The following is a 14,425-nucleotide window of genomic DNA, read 5'->3' on the forward strand; positions in this document are numbered from 1 at the left end:
GGCCTCCTTAGGCGGCTTCAAGCACTTCGGTCATCCACTCGTTGGTGACTTCGAAAAGGAAATTCGGGTTCTCGGCCGGCGGTACGTCGGTGAAGCGGATCCGCCAATACACCTTGCCCTGCTCGATCTGGCTGGCCGTGTTCAGCTCCTGGTCGGCGTACACCTCGAAGTTGATCACCGCGCCCTGATTTTTCAGGTCGCGCATGAATGCTTCTAGGCCGTCGGTGACGTCCTTGACGTAGGTCTTGGTGATCGAGCGGTCGACCGCCCATTTGTGGCCGGCCTGCACCGCGTCCATGAGAATGAACAGCGTGCGCACGCGGGTGACGAACGCCCATTTCGGATCGCTCGACAGGGTACGGTTGCCCCAGAGGCGATAGCCGTCGTCGCGAATGATCGTGGTGATGTTCGCGTTATTGAGCAGGTTGGCCCGGCAGGTTTCATCGCCGTCCAGATACTCGACGGCGCGGGTGGTACCGGTGATGCCGGTGAGTTCCTTGTTCGAAGGCGAGGCCCAGAAACCGTAGGTGGCATCCGTCCAGGCAAACAGGCCCGCCGTCCATGCAGAGCCAGGTGCATCCACGGTTTTGCTTTCACCGGTATCCCAGTACTGCACGCCCGGATCGACCATGAACAGGTTGCGACTGCCGAAATTTTTCGCGTAGGCCATCGCGGCCTCATCAGTGGTGCATGGCCCGTCGATGATGCCGATTGCCCGCAGCTTCTGCGCCAGGCTATCCATGGCCGTGGCCACCGCTTGGGTGGCGGAATGGCCGGGTGCGATCAGCAATCGCGGCTGGGCGTTGAACAGACTTTTGCCATCAAGGAGCGCCTGCAGGCCGGTACGCTGACCGGACGCCAGAACACCGCCGATGATGGCTGATGTCTGCAGCGCCGGGTCGTCCATCTTTGGCACACCGATGGCGACGATGACCGCCTTGGCTTTGGTGTAGATCGCTTGGCAGGCTTTGGTGATCGCCGACTCGGCGCCGAACGCGGCAATGGCTTCACGCTCGGTAGTGATCAGTTTGAGTTCGCCGGCCTTGGCGGTACCGCCACCGAGCAGCCCGGGACTGAAGGTGTCGCACAAGCCGATGATCGACGAGGACGGCAACGAGATAGTGCGTGCGCCGGTATCGACCGAAGTGGTCGTGACGCCGTGAAAGAAACTCATAAGGCTCGTTCTCCAGAAACGAAAAAGCCCCGCATAAGCGAGGCTGTGAGGTGTGTTCGAGTTGCGCGTAGTGAAAATGAAAACGCCCCGTCAATGCGGGGCGTTTATTGGAGTCCGGCCAGCCAAAGAGGCGCTAGTGGCCGGCGTTCGATCAGCGGGAACTCGTCACCCTCCGGCCAGTTTCTAAGCGCCCGCCGGAAGGCTTGCAGCTCAGCATACTGCTCAGCGATCAGGGTTGTAGTACTGCCGTCCTCAACCTCATCACGGTGACGAACCACCAAGCTATCGGTTTGCACCAATTGAGCGTCACGCCAGACTCGTTCGACCTGTTCAAGCTCTTCGGCACTGAGTGGCGGTGGGTCGATCAAAATCGGCAAGCCTTCGGCATCATGGCCGCGAACCCTCCCATCAACCCGACAAGCAATCACCGACAAGTACCGCTCCTCGGAAATAGGGATCGCATCATCGGGGCACACATGAACACCTTCAAGATAGGTGCTTCCCGTGCTTGGACTGTAATAACGCATGCCAACTCCTTATTTCCCGATGGCCAACCAAGAGACGCCCCGATTACCTTGAGCATTTCCCGACGAGCTGGACGTAACAACTTTCAGAAAGATTTGTGACGAAGACACTACACCCGACTCAACCCAAGCAGATCCGCCTGTGCTGCCATCAATGCCAGTTTGTCCTGCCCCCCATACGCCAAAGCACTTGCCAGTGGGCCAGGCCATGGGCAACGGAACAGTCGCAGTGCCGGCAACGCTCAGACTGCCCCATTGAATAACAAGCCCTCCCAGCCATGATGGGAAAGCCAAGTAACCGTTAGCGGTAAAACTCGACAAGAATCCAGCACGCAGCTTCTTCGGCGTAACAATGGTGCCGTCATCGATTCCGGCATCCGTCAGCGCCTGCGTCGCGATCTTGGCCGTACCGAGTTTGATTTCAGTGGCCTGAGTCGCCAAAGCCGCCAGGGCGGCAATGTCGATGTTTCCCTGATTGATCGGCGCGTTCCAGGCCTTAATGCACCACATCACCGCCAAGTTGCGCGGGCGCGATATACCATAATGCGCCTGAGCAAAAAGCGAGGTTCCGGGGACAGCAACGCCGCTTGCCGTGTAAGCACCGGAGCCGGAATAGTCAGCCATCACCGGAAGATCCCAGCCCAAGCCCACACGATTAGCATTGATACCATTTAGCCCGTGAATCTCGGCACCATTGTCATCATTACCGTGAAGCAACGAACCTTTCTGATACGTGCTAATTGCGCGACCTGCATCAACCCCGCGTCCATGATCCCAGCCCCGCAGGAACTCACCGCGAGAATCGGGCAGGCGGAAATTGCCTGCACCCTCGTCACCCTTGTTGAAGGCCGTGCCGAGGAACGCCGCCAGATCGGGATAGACCGCAACGCTCTTTACGCTACCGTCCAGCTCAAGAAAGCCCGGCGCGACCTTGTCCAACGGGAAAGCGACCGTAGCGCCGACCGGCAAGGCCGAAGCCTGCGCGATCATCGACTCGATCTCAGTCTTGGTGTAAGTGTCCTTGATGCCAAACCCGGCCAAGGTTGTTGGATTGGACCCGGACATGAACACGCCGCGATCATTCACCGTGACCTTGGTGTACGTCCCGGCGACTTTGTTCGCCGGCAGCAGTCCGTTGATCAAATCGTCCACATACCCGCGAGTGGCCAACACCACCGACGGGTCGATCTTCAACTGAATGTTCGAGGTGCCGCTGGTGATGATGTGCATCCGCACCACCTGGTTGCGACCAGAGCCTTGGGCGAGTAACGGCTTGTAGCTCGGCGCCGCATTCGCCACCGCACAGAAAACGCCGTCCTTGTCTTCCAGCCCAAGCTCGCGAATCCACCAACCGCCTACATCCGGTGGCAACACCAGTTCGGCAATCAGAACATTGGAATCAGTGGGAGAGACACGTAACTGATTGAGCTGCGCCCGGTAAACCTGGTTCACCAGTTTGGTTTGCGAAGCGCTGGGGACAGGGTCGGTGCCGTTTGCATCACCGATCAGCATGTAGCGCGGTTCCCAAGGGATGCCCAGCGCGTCGCAGTTGGTTTTCTTGGCGGCACCCTGCGTGGTGAGCATGCCGCCAAAAATAGAGTTTTTGTCAACCATGGGGATATACGTCCAATTCGTCGAGGGTGTATTCGCTGACGCCATGGTTCCCCTGAACCATTACGTCCATGTCCGGGTTGCTCCATGGGTAAACGTCGATTTCATCACCGTCGTAAACGGCAAAACCGACATAGGCGTCCAAGTGAGTTTCAAGAGTGATGTCGAGTCCGGTCAGTTTTCGGCTGACGGGTTTGGCATCGTCGATCAGGCGCTCAAGTTCGAGGTACATCTCTTCGGTGATACCGGTGTCCAGCACGCCGACCTTCAACGCGAAGGTGCCCGGCACGCCTTCCGGGATGGTCTGCCACCATTCCGAGATCTCGATCAGATAGCCCAGCGGTTCGACTACCCGGCGTAGAGCGCCAATGGTGCCTTTGTGCTTGTGGATGTAGAACGAGGCCTTGATCGCGGCGCGCTTGACCGCTTCCGGCCACTCCGGATCCCAGCGGTCGACTGACCAGGCCCAGGCCAGATGTGGCAGCAGGTGCACAGGACAGGTGTCGGGGTTGTACAGCGTCCGCAACGGAATCAGTGTGGTCTCGGCAAAGGTCGCCTCGATACCCCGTTCCAAGGGAGTGCTGTTGAGCGGTAGAAGACTGCGCATATCAGCCTCCCAACACGACGGTGAAACCGGTGCAGTACGCCGCCTGCGCCTTGGTTGGTGTCAGATCCTGCCAGTCCTTGAGTTCAACGCGGGCCATACCGGCGACGTGCAACTGCGCATCGACACCCGAGCGGGCTACCTCGACGCCCAAGCGACGGCGTGGATTGACCCAGGCCTCAAGGCGCTTGATTGCCTCGGCGAGCGCGGCGTCATTTTCCGGTCCGGTACCTTTCATGTGCAGCACCGCATCAATCCGATACCGCAGGATCTCGGCACCGCGTACGGTGACCCGATCACCGACCGGGCGCACATCGTCGTCATTCACAGCCTCGGCGACCAGGGCCAGCAGCTCCGGCCCAACCGCGCCGTCCCCTTCCAAACCCAGCACCGTCACGTCGACACAGGCCGGCGCCGGGCTTTCGGCTGTTGCGTCAGCAACCAATGCCGAGGCATTACGGGCATGCAGGATGTAGCTGTTGCGTGGCCCCGCCGTGGTCAAACCCTCATAGGCCATCTGTACCCGTTCACGCAGAGCATCGTATGATTCCAGTACTGCCTCGACCGGCGGCACCGCCAGCGGATCCGCCGCCTGAATCACCAGGCGTTTGAGATTCACGTTGGCGGCCAATTGCTCCAGATCGGCGCCGATGGCATAGGCCAGCAATTGAGCCTTGGCCGCATCGTTGACCCGCGCCCGGTTGCCGAGTTTGATGTAACTGCCGACTTCCAGCAGCTTGGTCACAGGATCGCTCTCCAGCGCCGCTGTCCAGTTGTCGCCCATGTAACCGCGAAACACGTTCAACGCTTCGCCGTACACTTCTTCGAAGTCCAGAGGCTCCAGCACGTCCGGTGCGGGCAGCTCAGTCAGATCCACCAGCGTACTCATACCCACACCTCCAACGTGCCGCGCTCACCGAAATACTCGCCACTGATTCTGAAATTGATTTTCCCGCCCAACACCGAGATGGCGACGACGCGCTCAAGCTTCAGTCGCGGTTCCCACTGGCGCAGCGCCCGGGCCGCTTCCGCTTGAGCGGCGCTTTTCCAGCCTTCGTTGATGGGCAGGTCGACCATGCGCCGCAGCTTGCTGCCGTACTCCGGACGCTCGCGGCGGCTCAGCAGCGGCGTGCCGAGTATGTCCGCCACCGACTGACGTAAATGCTCGATGCCGGAGATGGGTTGCCCGGTGTGGCGATCCATTCCGATCATCGGGTTTACTCCTTGAGCTGCTCGAACTCGGCGTTGGCTTTGAGACACTTCAGCGCCACATCGTCGGTGCCATCAACCGATACCTGGGCTTTCGCTACAGCCAGGGTGCGGCCGTCAGGCAGGACGACCGTGCGCGAGGTGTAGAGCGTGTCGCGAAAGGTCACGGTCGAGTTCGCCTGCACGGTGCTGATCGGTACGGACTCAGGCGCATTCGAATCATCTTGATGTTTGGCCATGGTTTCTCCAGGCATAAAAAAGCCCGCTCGCGGCGGGCTGAATGAGTGATGAGTTAGTGCTTGTGGTGGTTGTCACTTTGGCCGGTGGCCAGAATGTCGGCATCGCTGGTGAGGCTCTGTGTCGCGTGCAGCGGACCGTCTATGTTGACCGGCCCTTTGATGTTCACGGCGCCCTCCAGATCGATCGTTCCCGACTTCACGCTGACAGCGTTGTCGGTGACTTCGGCCAGTGTTGAACCGACCTTGATGGTGACCGTACCGCTCGGCAAAGTGATTGTGTAACTGTTGGCCCGCCAGTCGTAGACCAGTGAGCCTCCATCATCGAAACGCCAGACTTCGACGTGATCGCGGTTGTCCGGCGGCGCGCCGCCATTCCCATAAAGACCAGGAATGAATGTGCCCTGCGCCACCTCGCCACTGGCACTGATCAGGGTGCCCTGCTCGTTGAGACTCGGCGCCCGCCAGTGCCGCGCCTTGCCGGCGGCGATGCTGTGCCAGCGTACCCAGCCGCTGACCCACTCCCCGTCCGAGACTCGGCACACCGGAGGTGACGCGGCGAGATCCACCGCCACCACGTAGCAATCCTTGACCAGGCCAGAGAGCATGCGGTCGTGCTGGGCCGCGACGTAACCGGAACTCATGGAACATCCTCCGGACGGAACGGGCCGTCGCCTGGCTCAATGTTCAGCAGCAGGGTGCCCGGTGGCTGATCCGGCCAAGGCCATTCTGCCTCACCGAGGTAGATCTGCTGCGTCCATTCCACGACCCAGACGGTGTAGCCGTCCAGTTCGGGTTTGGTCCAGTCCTGCATGGCCTGAACGAACTCGGCCGGCTCGACCTCAACGCCCCAGCACTGCATGCGCAGCAACGCTGCGAGGTGGCCCGCCAGGAACACCGCTTGTTGATGATGATCCGACTGAATCGGATCGGTGATCACTCGCGCTTCGAACTTGCAGGTCAAACCGGTTTCACCGGTTCCCGGATCGAGACCCGGCTCCATCTCGGCCAATTCGATCAGCACCGCTGGCAGCGGTAAGCGATCCAAATCATCCGGCCACATGGACACCGTCTGCAGGCCCGGAAAGTGTTCCTGAATGCGCCGCTCGATGGCGTGATACAGCTGTTCAAGACTGAACGGCTCGTCGACTTGATCCGTCACGTCATGTCCCCTTCAAGTGCTTCTGCACTTCGAAATTGAGTTCCTGCTGCAGGACATGCACCAGTTGTTCGTCAGCCTTACGTACCCAGCTCTCGAAGTGCGGGCGGGCCTGCTCCAACGACACCTTGGCCTTAGCCAGCGGGAAGCGGTTGTCGTGCTCGGCGATCCAGCCCGAACTCGCGCCAACCGCACCGCTGACATCGCTGTCGGGATAATCGCTCGCCCTGAAGTGCTTGCTGCCGGTACGGATCCAAACTTCTGCGCTGTTGCCGTAGACCTTCTTGAAGAACGCGCCCTGAAAGCGCCGGCCTGCCACCGAGACACCGGAGCGACTCTGCCGAGGCCGGCCGATGCGGCTGGCCTCCATGGCATTGAGACCGAACCACAATTTGCCGCTGTTGGCCCCGCCACTGACCGGGTAGGCCCGCAGGCGCTGACGTACAGCAGCGACCGCAATGCGTTCCTGCCGGCCGACGGCGCGGGCAATCTGTGTGGCAAGCCAGCGCAGGGTTTTGTTGATGGCTCGGCGCTGGGCGTTGGCCGCTGCTTTTGGCACTACGGCGGCAAAGTCCTGAAAGGCTTTCAGGTCTGCCGCCGAGGTCTGCAACGAGATCATCCCGCCGCCAGCCGAGGGCTTGAAGTGACTGCCGACACTCATGGTCGTTTCCTTAGAATCAGGGCGACCAGACCGTCACCGGTGGGCTCAAGCTGCAGCAGGTCGTAGTCCCCGCCACCATCCAGGCCCGGTACGTCAACGCTTACCAGCAGCCCCTTGCTCAGACCATCGGCATCAGCAACGCGGACCTCGAAGCGCGGCTCACGAATGGCGGTATTCATCCGCCCGATCCGCGGTTGCAACCAGGGCGCCGAGAACATGCCAAGTACCGGTTCACTACGCCCTTCGATCCGCGCACTGTCGCCCAAAGTTTCAAAGACGATGTCGTCGACATCGGCCATCAGCTCGCGAATGCCCATGACTACATCTCCAACAGGATCTGCGCCAGCGGCCGGGTGCACATGTGCAGTGGGTTGGACTGCGCTTCACCGGCCATGCCTTTGTTGAACGGCAAGGGTTCGATCTTGCTGTAGTAAGGCACGCCTTCGGTGTTGACCGTTTCCATGTAGTCGGCCGGTGCAAACACCGAGATGTAGAGGTCGGGCACACCCTCGGGAATCAGCAGTGCCTTGTCGTCATGCACGAAGGTCATGCCGGCGATCTTGCCGCGATAACGTTCCCAGGTGATGCCGCCGTAATCGAAGCTCTCGCGCGCATCACCGCGCAACGATGCTGCCTGCTGGGTGTTGAGATAGGTCTCTTTCACCTCATCAAGTTTCAGCATTGCGTTCCAAAAGTTTTTCCCGCAAAACGCCCGCGAACCGCTGCTGGTCACGCTACCGAGCGCATCTTCTTGCATATCCAGCGCTTCGCCACATTTGACACGGAAATCGCTTTCCGGGTTTGCGAACTCCATCGGCATACGTTGTCGCTGAACACCGAAACGCTCATAAAGATCGAGCAATACGGTTTTGCCGTCGGCATCGTAGATCTTGCCGTTCAGCGCGCCCAGTCGCTGGAACTCATGGGTGACGTCCAGCTGACGGCGCGCCTTGGCCAGACGCTTGTTGACCACGTCCTGCACCGACTGCAACTCCGAGCGCGTACCGAAGGCGCGAATACCCTGAATCTCGTCAGCCTTGATGGTGAAGCGCTCAGGCAAGTGCACGGTGTTGAATGGGATCAGGTTGCGCTTGCTGCCTGACACCACCAGACCGGAGGTGCCGCGCTCACCGGCCGGTACCAGGGCGAGGGTGTCACCGTCTTTCTCGATCTGTACCGTGAGAGTGGTAATGCCCTCCTCTTGGAACAGACCCAGGCTGCCAATGCGCCCGGGAACGTATTCCTGTTCGTTGATGGCGGCGGTCAACGAGGACACCGAGAATGCCTCGTCGTTGAAGATTTGAATGTCAGCCATGTAGCAGTCTCCAGAAAACAAAAAACCCGCACAGGGCGGGCTGAAAATTTGAAGGCGATCGCCTTAGCGAACGATCACGTTATGGGCAGCCAGCGCTTTCTCGGCGGCCAGATCCAGACCGGTCAAGTGTGCTTCGCTGACCTCGGCCAGACGCACCACGGCGCGCCCGCGACGGACAATGTCGGACGTGCTCAGCGGGCCGAAGAGAATCGCCTGCGCGTTTTCGCTGCCGTCTTCGGCGGTCGGGTTGTACGGAGCGAATTCGCCGGTGGCAGTGACCAGACCCAGGATCTGACCAGGCTCCAGCGCCGGGCCGGCGGCAACGTTGATTGCTTCACGGGAAATGGTGCCGGCGCCCTCGGACAGGAGGAATTCCCCGGCGTGCATCGGTTCGCGTTGAATGTTCATGCAGTAGCTCCAGTAAGTGAGGTTCGTTTGCCGGTCTGCGCCGCTTGGCGTGCGGACCAGATCGAGGGCTGGTCGATCTGCTTGGCCTGCACTTTCGGCGGAGGGTCATCGGCCAGCGGCAGGCTGTTGTCGATCTCGAAGCCTTTGCCGCTGCCGACTAGTTTGTCGAAGAGTCGGGCACGCACCGCCGAGGCATCCAGGCCGGCCGAAACGTACTCAGCACTGAACTCCTGTAACCGCGCGGCGACGCACAAGTCGTTGATGGCTTTGGCCTGGGTCAGCGCCGCCTGCACCACCGCTTCGCTTTCCAGCTTGGTGACAGCGAGCAGCGGCTCGATCAGGTTGCTGATACCCGCCGCCGTGCAACGCTGGCTGATTAGCACCGCGAGTTGCGCGGCATTGGACGCCGGCGCCGGCGGGTCATCCGGGATCGGCGGCGCAGGCTCCGGTGTGGGTTCGGGTTCCGGATCGGTCGGTTCATCCAGTTGAGCCAGCAGTGCGGCCGGGGCATGCTGGAATCGCTGCAGCACGGCGCCTTGCCCCAAGCACGCTTTGACCTTGACGCCGTCGCCGATCTCATCGGCCAAACCCAACGCCACCGCTTCGTTTGCCGTCAACCAGGTCTCGGCCGCCACCAAGCGGCGCAACTCGGGCTCGTCGATGTCAGGCGCCTTGGCCTTATAGGCCGCGATGATGGCTTCCATGGTCTGGTCCAACACTTCGGCGACCTTGCGAAAGCTTTCAGCGTCGCCGGCGGCGTAGGTCCACGGGTTGTGAATCATCAACATGGCGTTGGACGCGATCACCACCCGGTGCGCTCCACACACCGCAACGCTGGCTGCGCTCGCGGCCAGTGCATCGACCCGGCCAGTGCAACGCTCGCCCAACCGCGACAGCGCGTTGTGCATCGCCAGCCCATCGAATAGATCACCGCCGACGCTGTTAAACGCCGCCACGACGGGCGAAACACCGTCGTCCATGGCGCGCAGATCCTGGACAAACTGATTGGCGGTGATGCCCCAAGTACCGATCTCGCCGTAGACGAACACTTCAATGGTGCGTTGCTCGGCTTCGCCGTTGGCCTGCATGGCGTACCAGCTTTTGTCCGATACCTGCACGCGCTCGCCGGCTTTATTGTAAATGCGCGGTCGCGCTTGTTTGCTCATGGTTGCTCCTTGTCGTCGAGCGACTCGATGACGTCCAGGGTGTTGTAGTTGAGGCCCAGGCGAACGGCCCGGGCGAGATCAGCGGCGTTCTCCGCATCGACCGTTTCGGCGTCGTAGCCGGTGCGCAGCACCATCTCGCTGCGCGATGCAAAGCCGGCTTTGACTTCCATCGTGCGCGCCTGTACATCCTGCACCGGCTGGATGTAGGCCCAACCCTGCGGCACCCAGCGCGTTCGTAGATACTCGCGCCGTCGCTGGGCGTAATCCTCCAGCACCAGCGCACCGGACAGCACCGCCATGTCCATCCACGCGGCACGAACCGGACGGCACAGCTGATGCACGTAAACGCTGAACTGCAGTTGCTCCAGACGACGGCGAAACTCGTTGAGCACGACGCGCAACGCGCGGTCGTTGATCTCGCGCATGTCGCCGGTGAGGATCTCGTAGGGGGTACCGGTACCGGCCGCAGCGGCCATCAGTTGCTGCCGCATGAAGTCCGGGTAGTTGTTGCCAGCATCGGGCGGTTTGGAGAACTCCACCTCCTCGCCCGGGCCGAGCTCCTGCATGGTTCCGGGTTCGAGCGCGACCATTGGCGTGAAGCCGTCGCGGTCGGTCACCAGTGGCTGACCGGTGACCGGGTCGCGCGGCATGGGACCGGAATCCGGCGGCGGTCGGGTGATGAAACCTGCGAACAGGTTGGCCACCTCTTGGCGAAACAGCACAGCGTCATCGTAGTTGTCGAGGCTGCGCAGGCGCTTGAGCACAGGTGACAAGCGCGGCACGCCACGCAACTGCCCAGGCTCCAGTGGCTCGAAGATGTGCAGCACCTGCGAGGCAGGCACACGCACGAGCTGGTTGTAGCCGGCATTCAGTGACGAGGGATCGCCCGGGTGCGAGCGATACATCCAGTACGCCACGCGTTTGCCGACCGGGTTGAACTCGATGCCGGCACGGATGACGTTGCCGTCGCGGGTGGTTTCGAATTTGTCGTGCGGTACGAACTCCGGTGCGAGCAACTGCAATTGCAGCGGCACCGCATGACCGTCGTCCAGACTGCGTGGCCGCAGACGAATGAAGCACTCGCCGGAGGTTTCCACCGTCCGCGCGGCAAGCGCCTGTTGGCCGTAGAAGTCGGTGAGGTCATCGGCATCCGATTCATCGACCCAGTCTTCCCACAGTTCCTGCAGTTGCTTACGCAGGGCGTCATCGTCCGTCTTCGGCCGGGGGTTGATGCCGGTGCCGATCAGGTTGCTGACGCGTTTTTCGATGACGTTGAAAGCATACGGGTCATTGCGCACTGCGGCCCGCGAACGGGAACGCAGGTTGCGCAGCGCCGGAGTGTTGATGGAGTTCAAGCCATTGTCGGGCGCATCCCAGCCAGCGGAACGACGGCCCTCCCCGGCGCCTTCGTAACTGGCCTTGATGTTCGACGGCAGCAAGAATCCGTTACGGGTTAGCGTCGGATAACGAGCCATTAGAGTCCCTTGCCTCCGTGGTAAAGCCGGACCACGCGCGAACGTGGCCCGGCAGCGTTGAGCAGCGAGGTGCGAATTTCGTCGCGGGCCTGCAGCAGCTCGGTGATGGTGCGGTACTCGACGGTGCGGTCGCCGAAGCGAACGGTTTTTTCACCGCGCGCGATGGCCTTCTCGATTACGTCGAGGTGCTGTTGGGTAAAGGACATATCAGCGTCTCTTCAGATAACCGCTGGTAGAGCTGCGGCGTGGTGATGGCGATGCAGCAGGTCGCGTGGGTGCGACAGGTGCAGCCGGTGTAGGCGGTGCCAGCTGGGCTTGCCGGAAAACAGCCGGCGGCGCTGTTTCGGTTGTTTGGGCTTGTTCAACACGCGGGGCATGGACAGGCTGGACCGGGGCATCGTCGAACAATCCGGATTGTGCCAAGGCTTGCCGCACCCGATCCCAGTCATGCTCTTGGTACCGATTGATGCCCAGGTAATGCGCCATGGCCAGGCAATACACCATCAGGTCCAGTGCTTCGTTGCGCTCGGCTTTGCCCTTGATCCACTCGACACGTTTATGACCGCGGACGTAGCGAGCGACCTTGCGTTCTGCCACACATTGGGCGAAGAAGTCGTCCGGCAAATCGTTGGCAAAATGCAGCGAGCCGGGTCCATCCGGGAACGGGTAACGGTTGTAGATCCAGTCCTTGGCGGTGTCGGTACCGACGAACCACAGCTCGGCGCCGTGGCGCTCGGTCTGACCCTTCCAGGTCACGTCGACCATCGAGGGCCGCTGGGCAATCACCGGTCTGCCGGGCTTGCTCGCACCTTTGATGGCGAAGATGTTGCGCCAGCGCCGCATGCGGCAGAACTGGTAGACCTCATCGGTGTGATGGCCCCCGGAGTCGACAGCCGTGGCAAGAATCGCCAAGCCGACACCGCAAGGGTGCCGGTAGCGAGCTTTGAGCAAGTCATCAAGTACCGCCCAAGTTCGCTCATCAGCGGGGTCGCCTGAGATCACCTTGTGATCAATCACCCAACGCTCCATACCAAAGCCCCAGCCCATGACCATCAACTCTAGACGGTTAGCCTGAACGTCGACGGCGGCGGTAAGCATCAGCGAACCGGACGGCATTGAGCCGAGGCCGTAGCTTTCCAGACGCGCCCGGTCCATAAGAACATCGGCTTTGGTTTGCTCTTGAGCGCTGTCCCAGACCTTGGCCAGGCGGGTGTTGTAGAACACCTGCATCGGTTCAAGATCGCCTTTCGCCTGCGCCCGCTTGGCCTTCTCGTACTGCCTGGCCAGCGTACGCCAGTCCATCCAGCCTGGTGGCGAGTACAACGCGTTGAGATGAAAGCCAACCGTTTCGCCATCACCTTCGGCATGGGCTATCCACTCGCCATTGGCAAGCATCCAGCCCTTATGGTGCTCCTCGATCAACACGTCGCACTCAGGCCCAGCACACTGGTAGTGAATGAGCTGGTAATCCTTGGAGTAGAGCAAACGTTCCCACTCCAGTACCTGCTTGTGCCCGCAAGTTGGACACGGCACGTAGAAGTAACGTTGATCGCTGGACTCGAACAGATCACTGATACGCGAAGCACCTTTGATCGTTGGTGAACTGGAGAAGTAGAACTTGGCATTCCGGCCAAAGGTACTGCCCCGAGTCTCTGCCAGCTCGATGGGATCACCCTCCTCTCCGACGTCGACTTCCCAACGATCCACCTCATCGCCGTACACATAGCGCGCTGAGAGCTCGGCCAAGTTGGCTGCGGAACCCGCAGTGGTCACGTACAGCGAACCACCTTCAAACTCTTTGGTGTCCATCGTGTTGCGGGAGTCACGAGACCGACTGGACGCCACTCGCTTACGCAGAACGGGCGTGGCCTTGATGGTCTTGCTGATCCTCGATGACACCCGCTTAGCCAGGCTAAGGCTCGGCAGCAGTGTCAGGATATTGGACGGTGCCATATGGATCAGGCCACCAATCCAATTTAAGGCGATTTGGGTTTTCATTAACTGCGAAGCCACCATCGTAACGACGCGCTTGCAGGGGTGAGCTGGCGATAAACAGCGCATCGGCTCACGTGCGTAAGGGGTGCGAGAGGTGCGGTATTGGCCGGGCTCAGCGGCACCTGAATCACGCGGAATACGCATGTATTCGTCGGCCCACTCGTCCACCCACACATCCGGGTCAGGTTGAAGCCCCCGGAAATAAGCCTCGCAGTACACCGTCGCTCCATCAGATCTGGTCAGGCTCATCTATCACCTCCCAGTTAGTATCCAGTGTGTGGCCGAATTCCTCAGAGGACATACGGCCGGCGTCCTCAAGCCGTTGTCTCAACGCTGCAGTCAGGTGTCGTTCGATCTCCCATGGATCCGACATGGCCGCCAGTTCCGGAGCCAGTTGCGGAGGCATACCCAGCAACGTGTCGCGAAGCATGCGACCGGCGTTGTATGCCCCGGACTGAACTGCCGTAACCTCGACTGTTGAGCCCTGTGCTTTGTGAAACTCCATCTCGGCCATCTGCGCCAAGTAGAACTCACGGTGCGCGCGTGCCTTCTGAAAATCCGGATGCTTGTCTGTCGTCGGAACCGCCAGCGGCGGCGCAGCCATGGAAGTCGGCTCGGTTTGGGTCGACAGTTGGCTGTAAACGTTGCGCTGAATCCGATCTTGTTGATGGCGTTCAGCAACGGCGGCCTTGCTCGGGTCGGCGGTGTCGCGAATCAGCGCTTCGGTGGCATGTACATCAACCTGTTTGCCATTGGGCGAAAGCACCAAACGGTTGTTGTCTTTCAGCCAGGTGATGTAACTCGGCGACCTGCCGAGCCGGGCCGCGAAGGCGCTCTTCGACAGGTAGGTTGGTTCTGTCATGAGCCCTCCTTTTTCAACGTATTTCA

Annotated in this window: 18 protein-coding genes; all 18 read right to left on the minus strand. The window is 60.7% G+C overall.

What is annotated here, in order from left to right; all coding sequences use genetic code 11:
• Window positions 1–7 precede the first annotated feature (7 nt).
• The 18 genes from ACM6I7_RS06075 to ACM6I7_RS06160 all read right to left on the minus strand — a co-directional run bounded on the left by ACM6I7_RS06075 (window position 8) and on the right by ACM6I7_RS06160 (window position 14,399).
• The gene (locus tag ACM6I7_RS06075; RefSeq protein ID WP_122843344.1) at window positions 8–1,174 is read right to left on the minus strand and encodes a phage tail sheath family protein; all 1,167 of its coding nucleotides are present in this window, start codon (window positions 1,172–1,174) and stop codon (window positions 8–10) included.
• Between the two features lie 104 nt (window positions 1,175–1,278).
• On the minus strand, window positions 1,279–1,701 hold the full coding sequence (locus ACM6I7_RS06080) for a phage tail protein (RefSeq protein ID WP_122843345.1): 423 nt from the start codon (window positions 1,699–1,701) through the stop codon (window positions 1,279–1,281).
• 9 nt (window positions 1,702–1,710) lie between these two features.
• Entirely contained in the window at window positions 1,711–3,312 is a 1,602-nt protein-coding gene (locus ACM6I7_RS06085) for a phage tail protein (protein ID WP_205941822.1), read from the minus strand.
• Window positions 3,305–3,916 (minus strand): phage tail protein I, encoded by a 612-nt coding sequence (locus tag ACM6I7_RS06090; RefSeq protein WP_122843346.1) that lies wholly within the window; start codon window positions 3,914–3,916, stop codon window positions 3,305–3,307. The genes ACM6I7_RS06085 and ACM6I7_RS06090 overlap by 8 nt, the downstream gene beginning before the upstream one ends.
• Before the next feature lies 1 nt (window position 3,917).
• Window positions 3,918–4,802, minus strand: coding sequence for a baseplate J/gp47 family protein (locus ACM6I7_RS06095; protein WP_414888156.1), 885 nt, complete (start codon window positions 4,800–4,802; stop codon window positions 3,918–3,920).
• The gene (locus ACM6I7_RS06100; RefSeq protein WP_122843348.1) at window positions 4,799–5,125 is read right to left on the minus strand and encodes a GPW/gp25 family protein; all 327 of its coding nucleotides are present in this window, start codon (window positions 5,123–5,125) and stop codon (window positions 4,799–4,801) included. The genes ACM6I7_RS06095 and ACM6I7_RS06100 overlap by 4 nt, the downstream gene beginning before the upstream one ends.
• A gap of 5 nt (window positions 5,126–5,130) precedes the next feature.
• On the minus strand, window positions 5,131–5,361 hold the full coding sequence (locus tag ACM6I7_RS06105; protein WP_241002195.1) for a hypothetical protein: 231 nt from the start codon (window positions 5,359–5,361) through the stop codon (window positions 5,131–5,133).
• A gap of 53 nt (window positions 5,362–5,414) precedes the next feature.
• Window positions 5,415–6,002: a phage baseplate assembly protein V gene (locus ACM6I7_RS06110; RefSeq protein ID WP_122843349.1), complete on the minus strand. Its 588-nt coding sequence runs from the start codon at window positions 6,000–6,002 to the stop codon at window positions 5,415–5,417.
• Window positions 5,999–6,520, minus strand: coding sequence for a hypothetical protein (locus ACM6I7_RS06115; RefSeq protein ID WP_414888157.1), 522 nt, complete (start codon window positions 6,518–6,520; stop codon window positions 5,999–6,001). The genes ACM6I7_RS06110 and ACM6I7_RS06115 overlap by 4 nt, the downstream gene beginning before the upstream one ends.
• A gap of 1 nt (window position 6,521) precedes the next feature.
• Complete coding sequence (locus tag ACM6I7_RS06120) at window positions 6,522–7,178, minus strand: hypothetical protein (RefSeq protein WP_414888158.1); 657 nt, start codon at window positions 7,176–7,178, stop codon at window positions 6,522–6,524.
• Window positions 7,175–7,495, minus strand: a complete 321-nt coding sequence (locus ACM6I7_RS06125) for a hypothetical protein (protein ID WP_122843352.1) — start codon at window positions 7,493–7,495, stop codon at window positions 7,175–7,177. Before ACM6I7_RS06125 ends, ACM6I7_RS06120 begins: the two co-directional genes overlap by 4 nt.
• Before the next feature lie 2 nt (window positions 7,496–7,497).
• Complete coding sequence (locus ACM6I7_RS06130) at window positions 7,498–8,493, minus strand: major capsid protein (protein WP_096796979.1); 996 nt, start codon at window positions 8,491–8,493, stop codon at window positions 7,498–7,500.
• Between the two features lie 63 nt (window positions 8,494–8,556).
• Window positions 8,557–8,901 carry a head decoration protein gene (locus ACM6I7_RS06135; protein ID WP_095139914.1) on the minus strand — a complete coding sequence of 115 codons (345 nt, stop codon included), beginning with the start codon at window positions 8,899–8,901 and terminating at the stop codon, window positions 8,557–8,559.
• Window positions 8,898–10,067 (minus strand): head maturation protease, ClpP-related, encoded by a 1,170-nt coding sequence (locus ACM6I7_RS06140; RefSeq protein ID WP_096796980.1) that lies wholly within the window; start codon window positions 10,065–10,067, stop codon window positions 8,898–8,900. The genes ACM6I7_RS06135 and ACM6I7_RS06140 overlap by 4 nt, the downstream gene beginning before the upstream one ends.
• Complete coding sequence (locus ACM6I7_RS06145; protein ID WP_414888159.1) at window positions 10,064–11,542, minus strand: phage portal protein; 1,479 nt, start codon at window positions 11,540–11,542, stop codon at window positions 10,064–10,066. The genes ACM6I7_RS06140 and ACM6I7_RS06145 overlap by 4 nt, the downstream gene beginning before the upstream one ends.
• Window positions 11,542–11,748, minus strand: a complete 207-nt coding sequence (locus ACM6I7_RS06150; RefSeq protein WP_096796982.1) for a phage head-tail joining protein — start codon at window positions 11,746–11,748, stop codon at window positions 11,542–11,544. The genes ACM6I7_RS06145 and ACM6I7_RS06150 overlap by 1 nt, the downstream gene beginning before the upstream one ends.
• A 1-nt stretch (window position 11,749) precedes the next feature.
• Window positions 11,750–13,786 carry a phage terminase large subunit family protein gene (locus ACM6I7_RS06155; RefSeq protein ID WP_096796983.1) on the minus strand — a complete coding sequence of 679 codons (2,037 nt, stop codon included), beginning with the start codon at window positions 13,784–13,786 and terminating at the stop codon, window positions 11,750–11,752.
• A complete protein-coding gene (locus ACM6I7_RS06160) occupies window positions 13,767–14,399 on the minus strand; it encodes a terminase small subunit (protein ID WP_414888160.1) in 633 nt (210 codons plus the stop codon). The genes ACM6I7_RS06155 and ACM6I7_RS06160 overlap by 20 nt, the downstream gene beginning before the upstream one ends.
• Window positions 14,400–14,425 lie beyond the last annotated feature (26 nt).

It is taken from the genome of Pseudomonas sp. IT-93MI4 (assembly GCF_949767635.1).
GTDB lineage: Bacteria > Pseudomonadota > Gammaproteobacteria > Pseudomonadales > Pseudomonadaceae > Aquipseudomonas > Aquipseudomonas putida_A.

Coding starts and splice junctions, on each gene's coding strand:
- ACM6I7_RS06120 (WP_414888158.1), bottom strand. CDS start 7,178: ATGAGTGTCGGCAGTCACTTCAAGCCCTCGGCTGGCGGCGGGATGATC.
- ACM6I7_RS06080 (WP_122843345.1), bottom strand. CDS start 1,701: ATGCGTTATTACAGTCCAAGCACGGGAAGCACCTATCTTGAAGGTGTT.
- ACM6I7_RS06160 (WP_414888160.1), bottom strand. CDS start 14,399: ATGACAGAACCAACCTACCTGTCGAAGAGCGCCTTCGCGGCCCGGCTC.
- ACM6I7_RS06090 (WP_122843346.1), bottom strand. CDS start 3,916: ATGCGCAGTCTTCTACCGCTCAACAGCACTCCCTTGGAACGGGGTATC.
- ACM6I7_RS06135 (WP_095139914.1), bottom strand. CDS start 8,901: ATGAACATTCAACGCGAACCGATGCACGCCGGGGAATTCCTCCTGTCC.
- ACM6I7_RS06095 (WP_414888156.1), bottom strand. CDS start 4,802: ATGAGTACGCTGGTGGATCTGACTGAGCTGCCCGCACCGGACGTGCTG.
- ACM6I7_RS06085 (WP_205941822.1), bottom strand. CDS start 3,312: ATGGTTGACAAAAACTCTATTTTTGGCGGCATGCTCACCACGCAGGGT.
- ACM6I7_RS06130 (WP_096796979.1), bottom strand. CDS start 8,493: ATGGCTGACATTCAAATCTTCAACGACGAGGCATTCTCGGTGTCCTCG.
- ACM6I7_RS06125 (WP_122843352.1), bottom strand. CDS start 7,495: ATGGGCATTCGCGAGCTGATGGCCGATGTCGACGACATCGTCTTTGAA.
- ACM6I7_RS06100 (WP_122843348.1), bottom strand. CDS start 5,125: ATGATCGGAATGGATCGCCACACCGGGCAACCCATCTCCGGCATCGAG.
- ACM6I7_RS06150 (WP_096796982.1), bottom strand. CDS start 11,748: ATGTCCTTTACCCAACAGCACCTCGACGTAATCGAGAAGGCCATCGCG.
- ACM6I7_RS06105 (WP_241002195.1), bottom strand. CDS start 5,361: ATGGCCAAACATCAAGATGATTCGAATGCGCCTGAGTCCGTACCGATC.
- ACM6I7_RS06110 (WP_122843349.1), bottom strand. CDS start 6,002: ATGAGTTCCGGTTACGTCGCGGCCCAGCACGACCGCATGCTCTCTGGC.
- ACM6I7_RS06075 (WP_122843344.1), bottom strand. CDS start 1,174: ATGAGTTTCTTTCACGGCGTCACGACCACTTCGGTCGATACCGGCGCA.
- ACM6I7_RS06155 (WP_096796983.1), bottom strand. CDS start 13,786: ATGAGCCTGACCAGATCTGATGGAGCGACGGTGTACTGCGAGGCTTAT.
- ACM6I7_RS06140 (WP_096796980.1), bottom strand. CDS start 10,067: ATGAGCAAACAAGCGCGACCGCGCATTTACAATAAAGCCGGCGAGCGC.
- ACM6I7_RS06145 (WP_414888159.1), bottom strand. CDS start 11,542: ATGGCTCGTTATCCGACGCTAACCCGTAACGGATTCTTGCTGCCGTCG.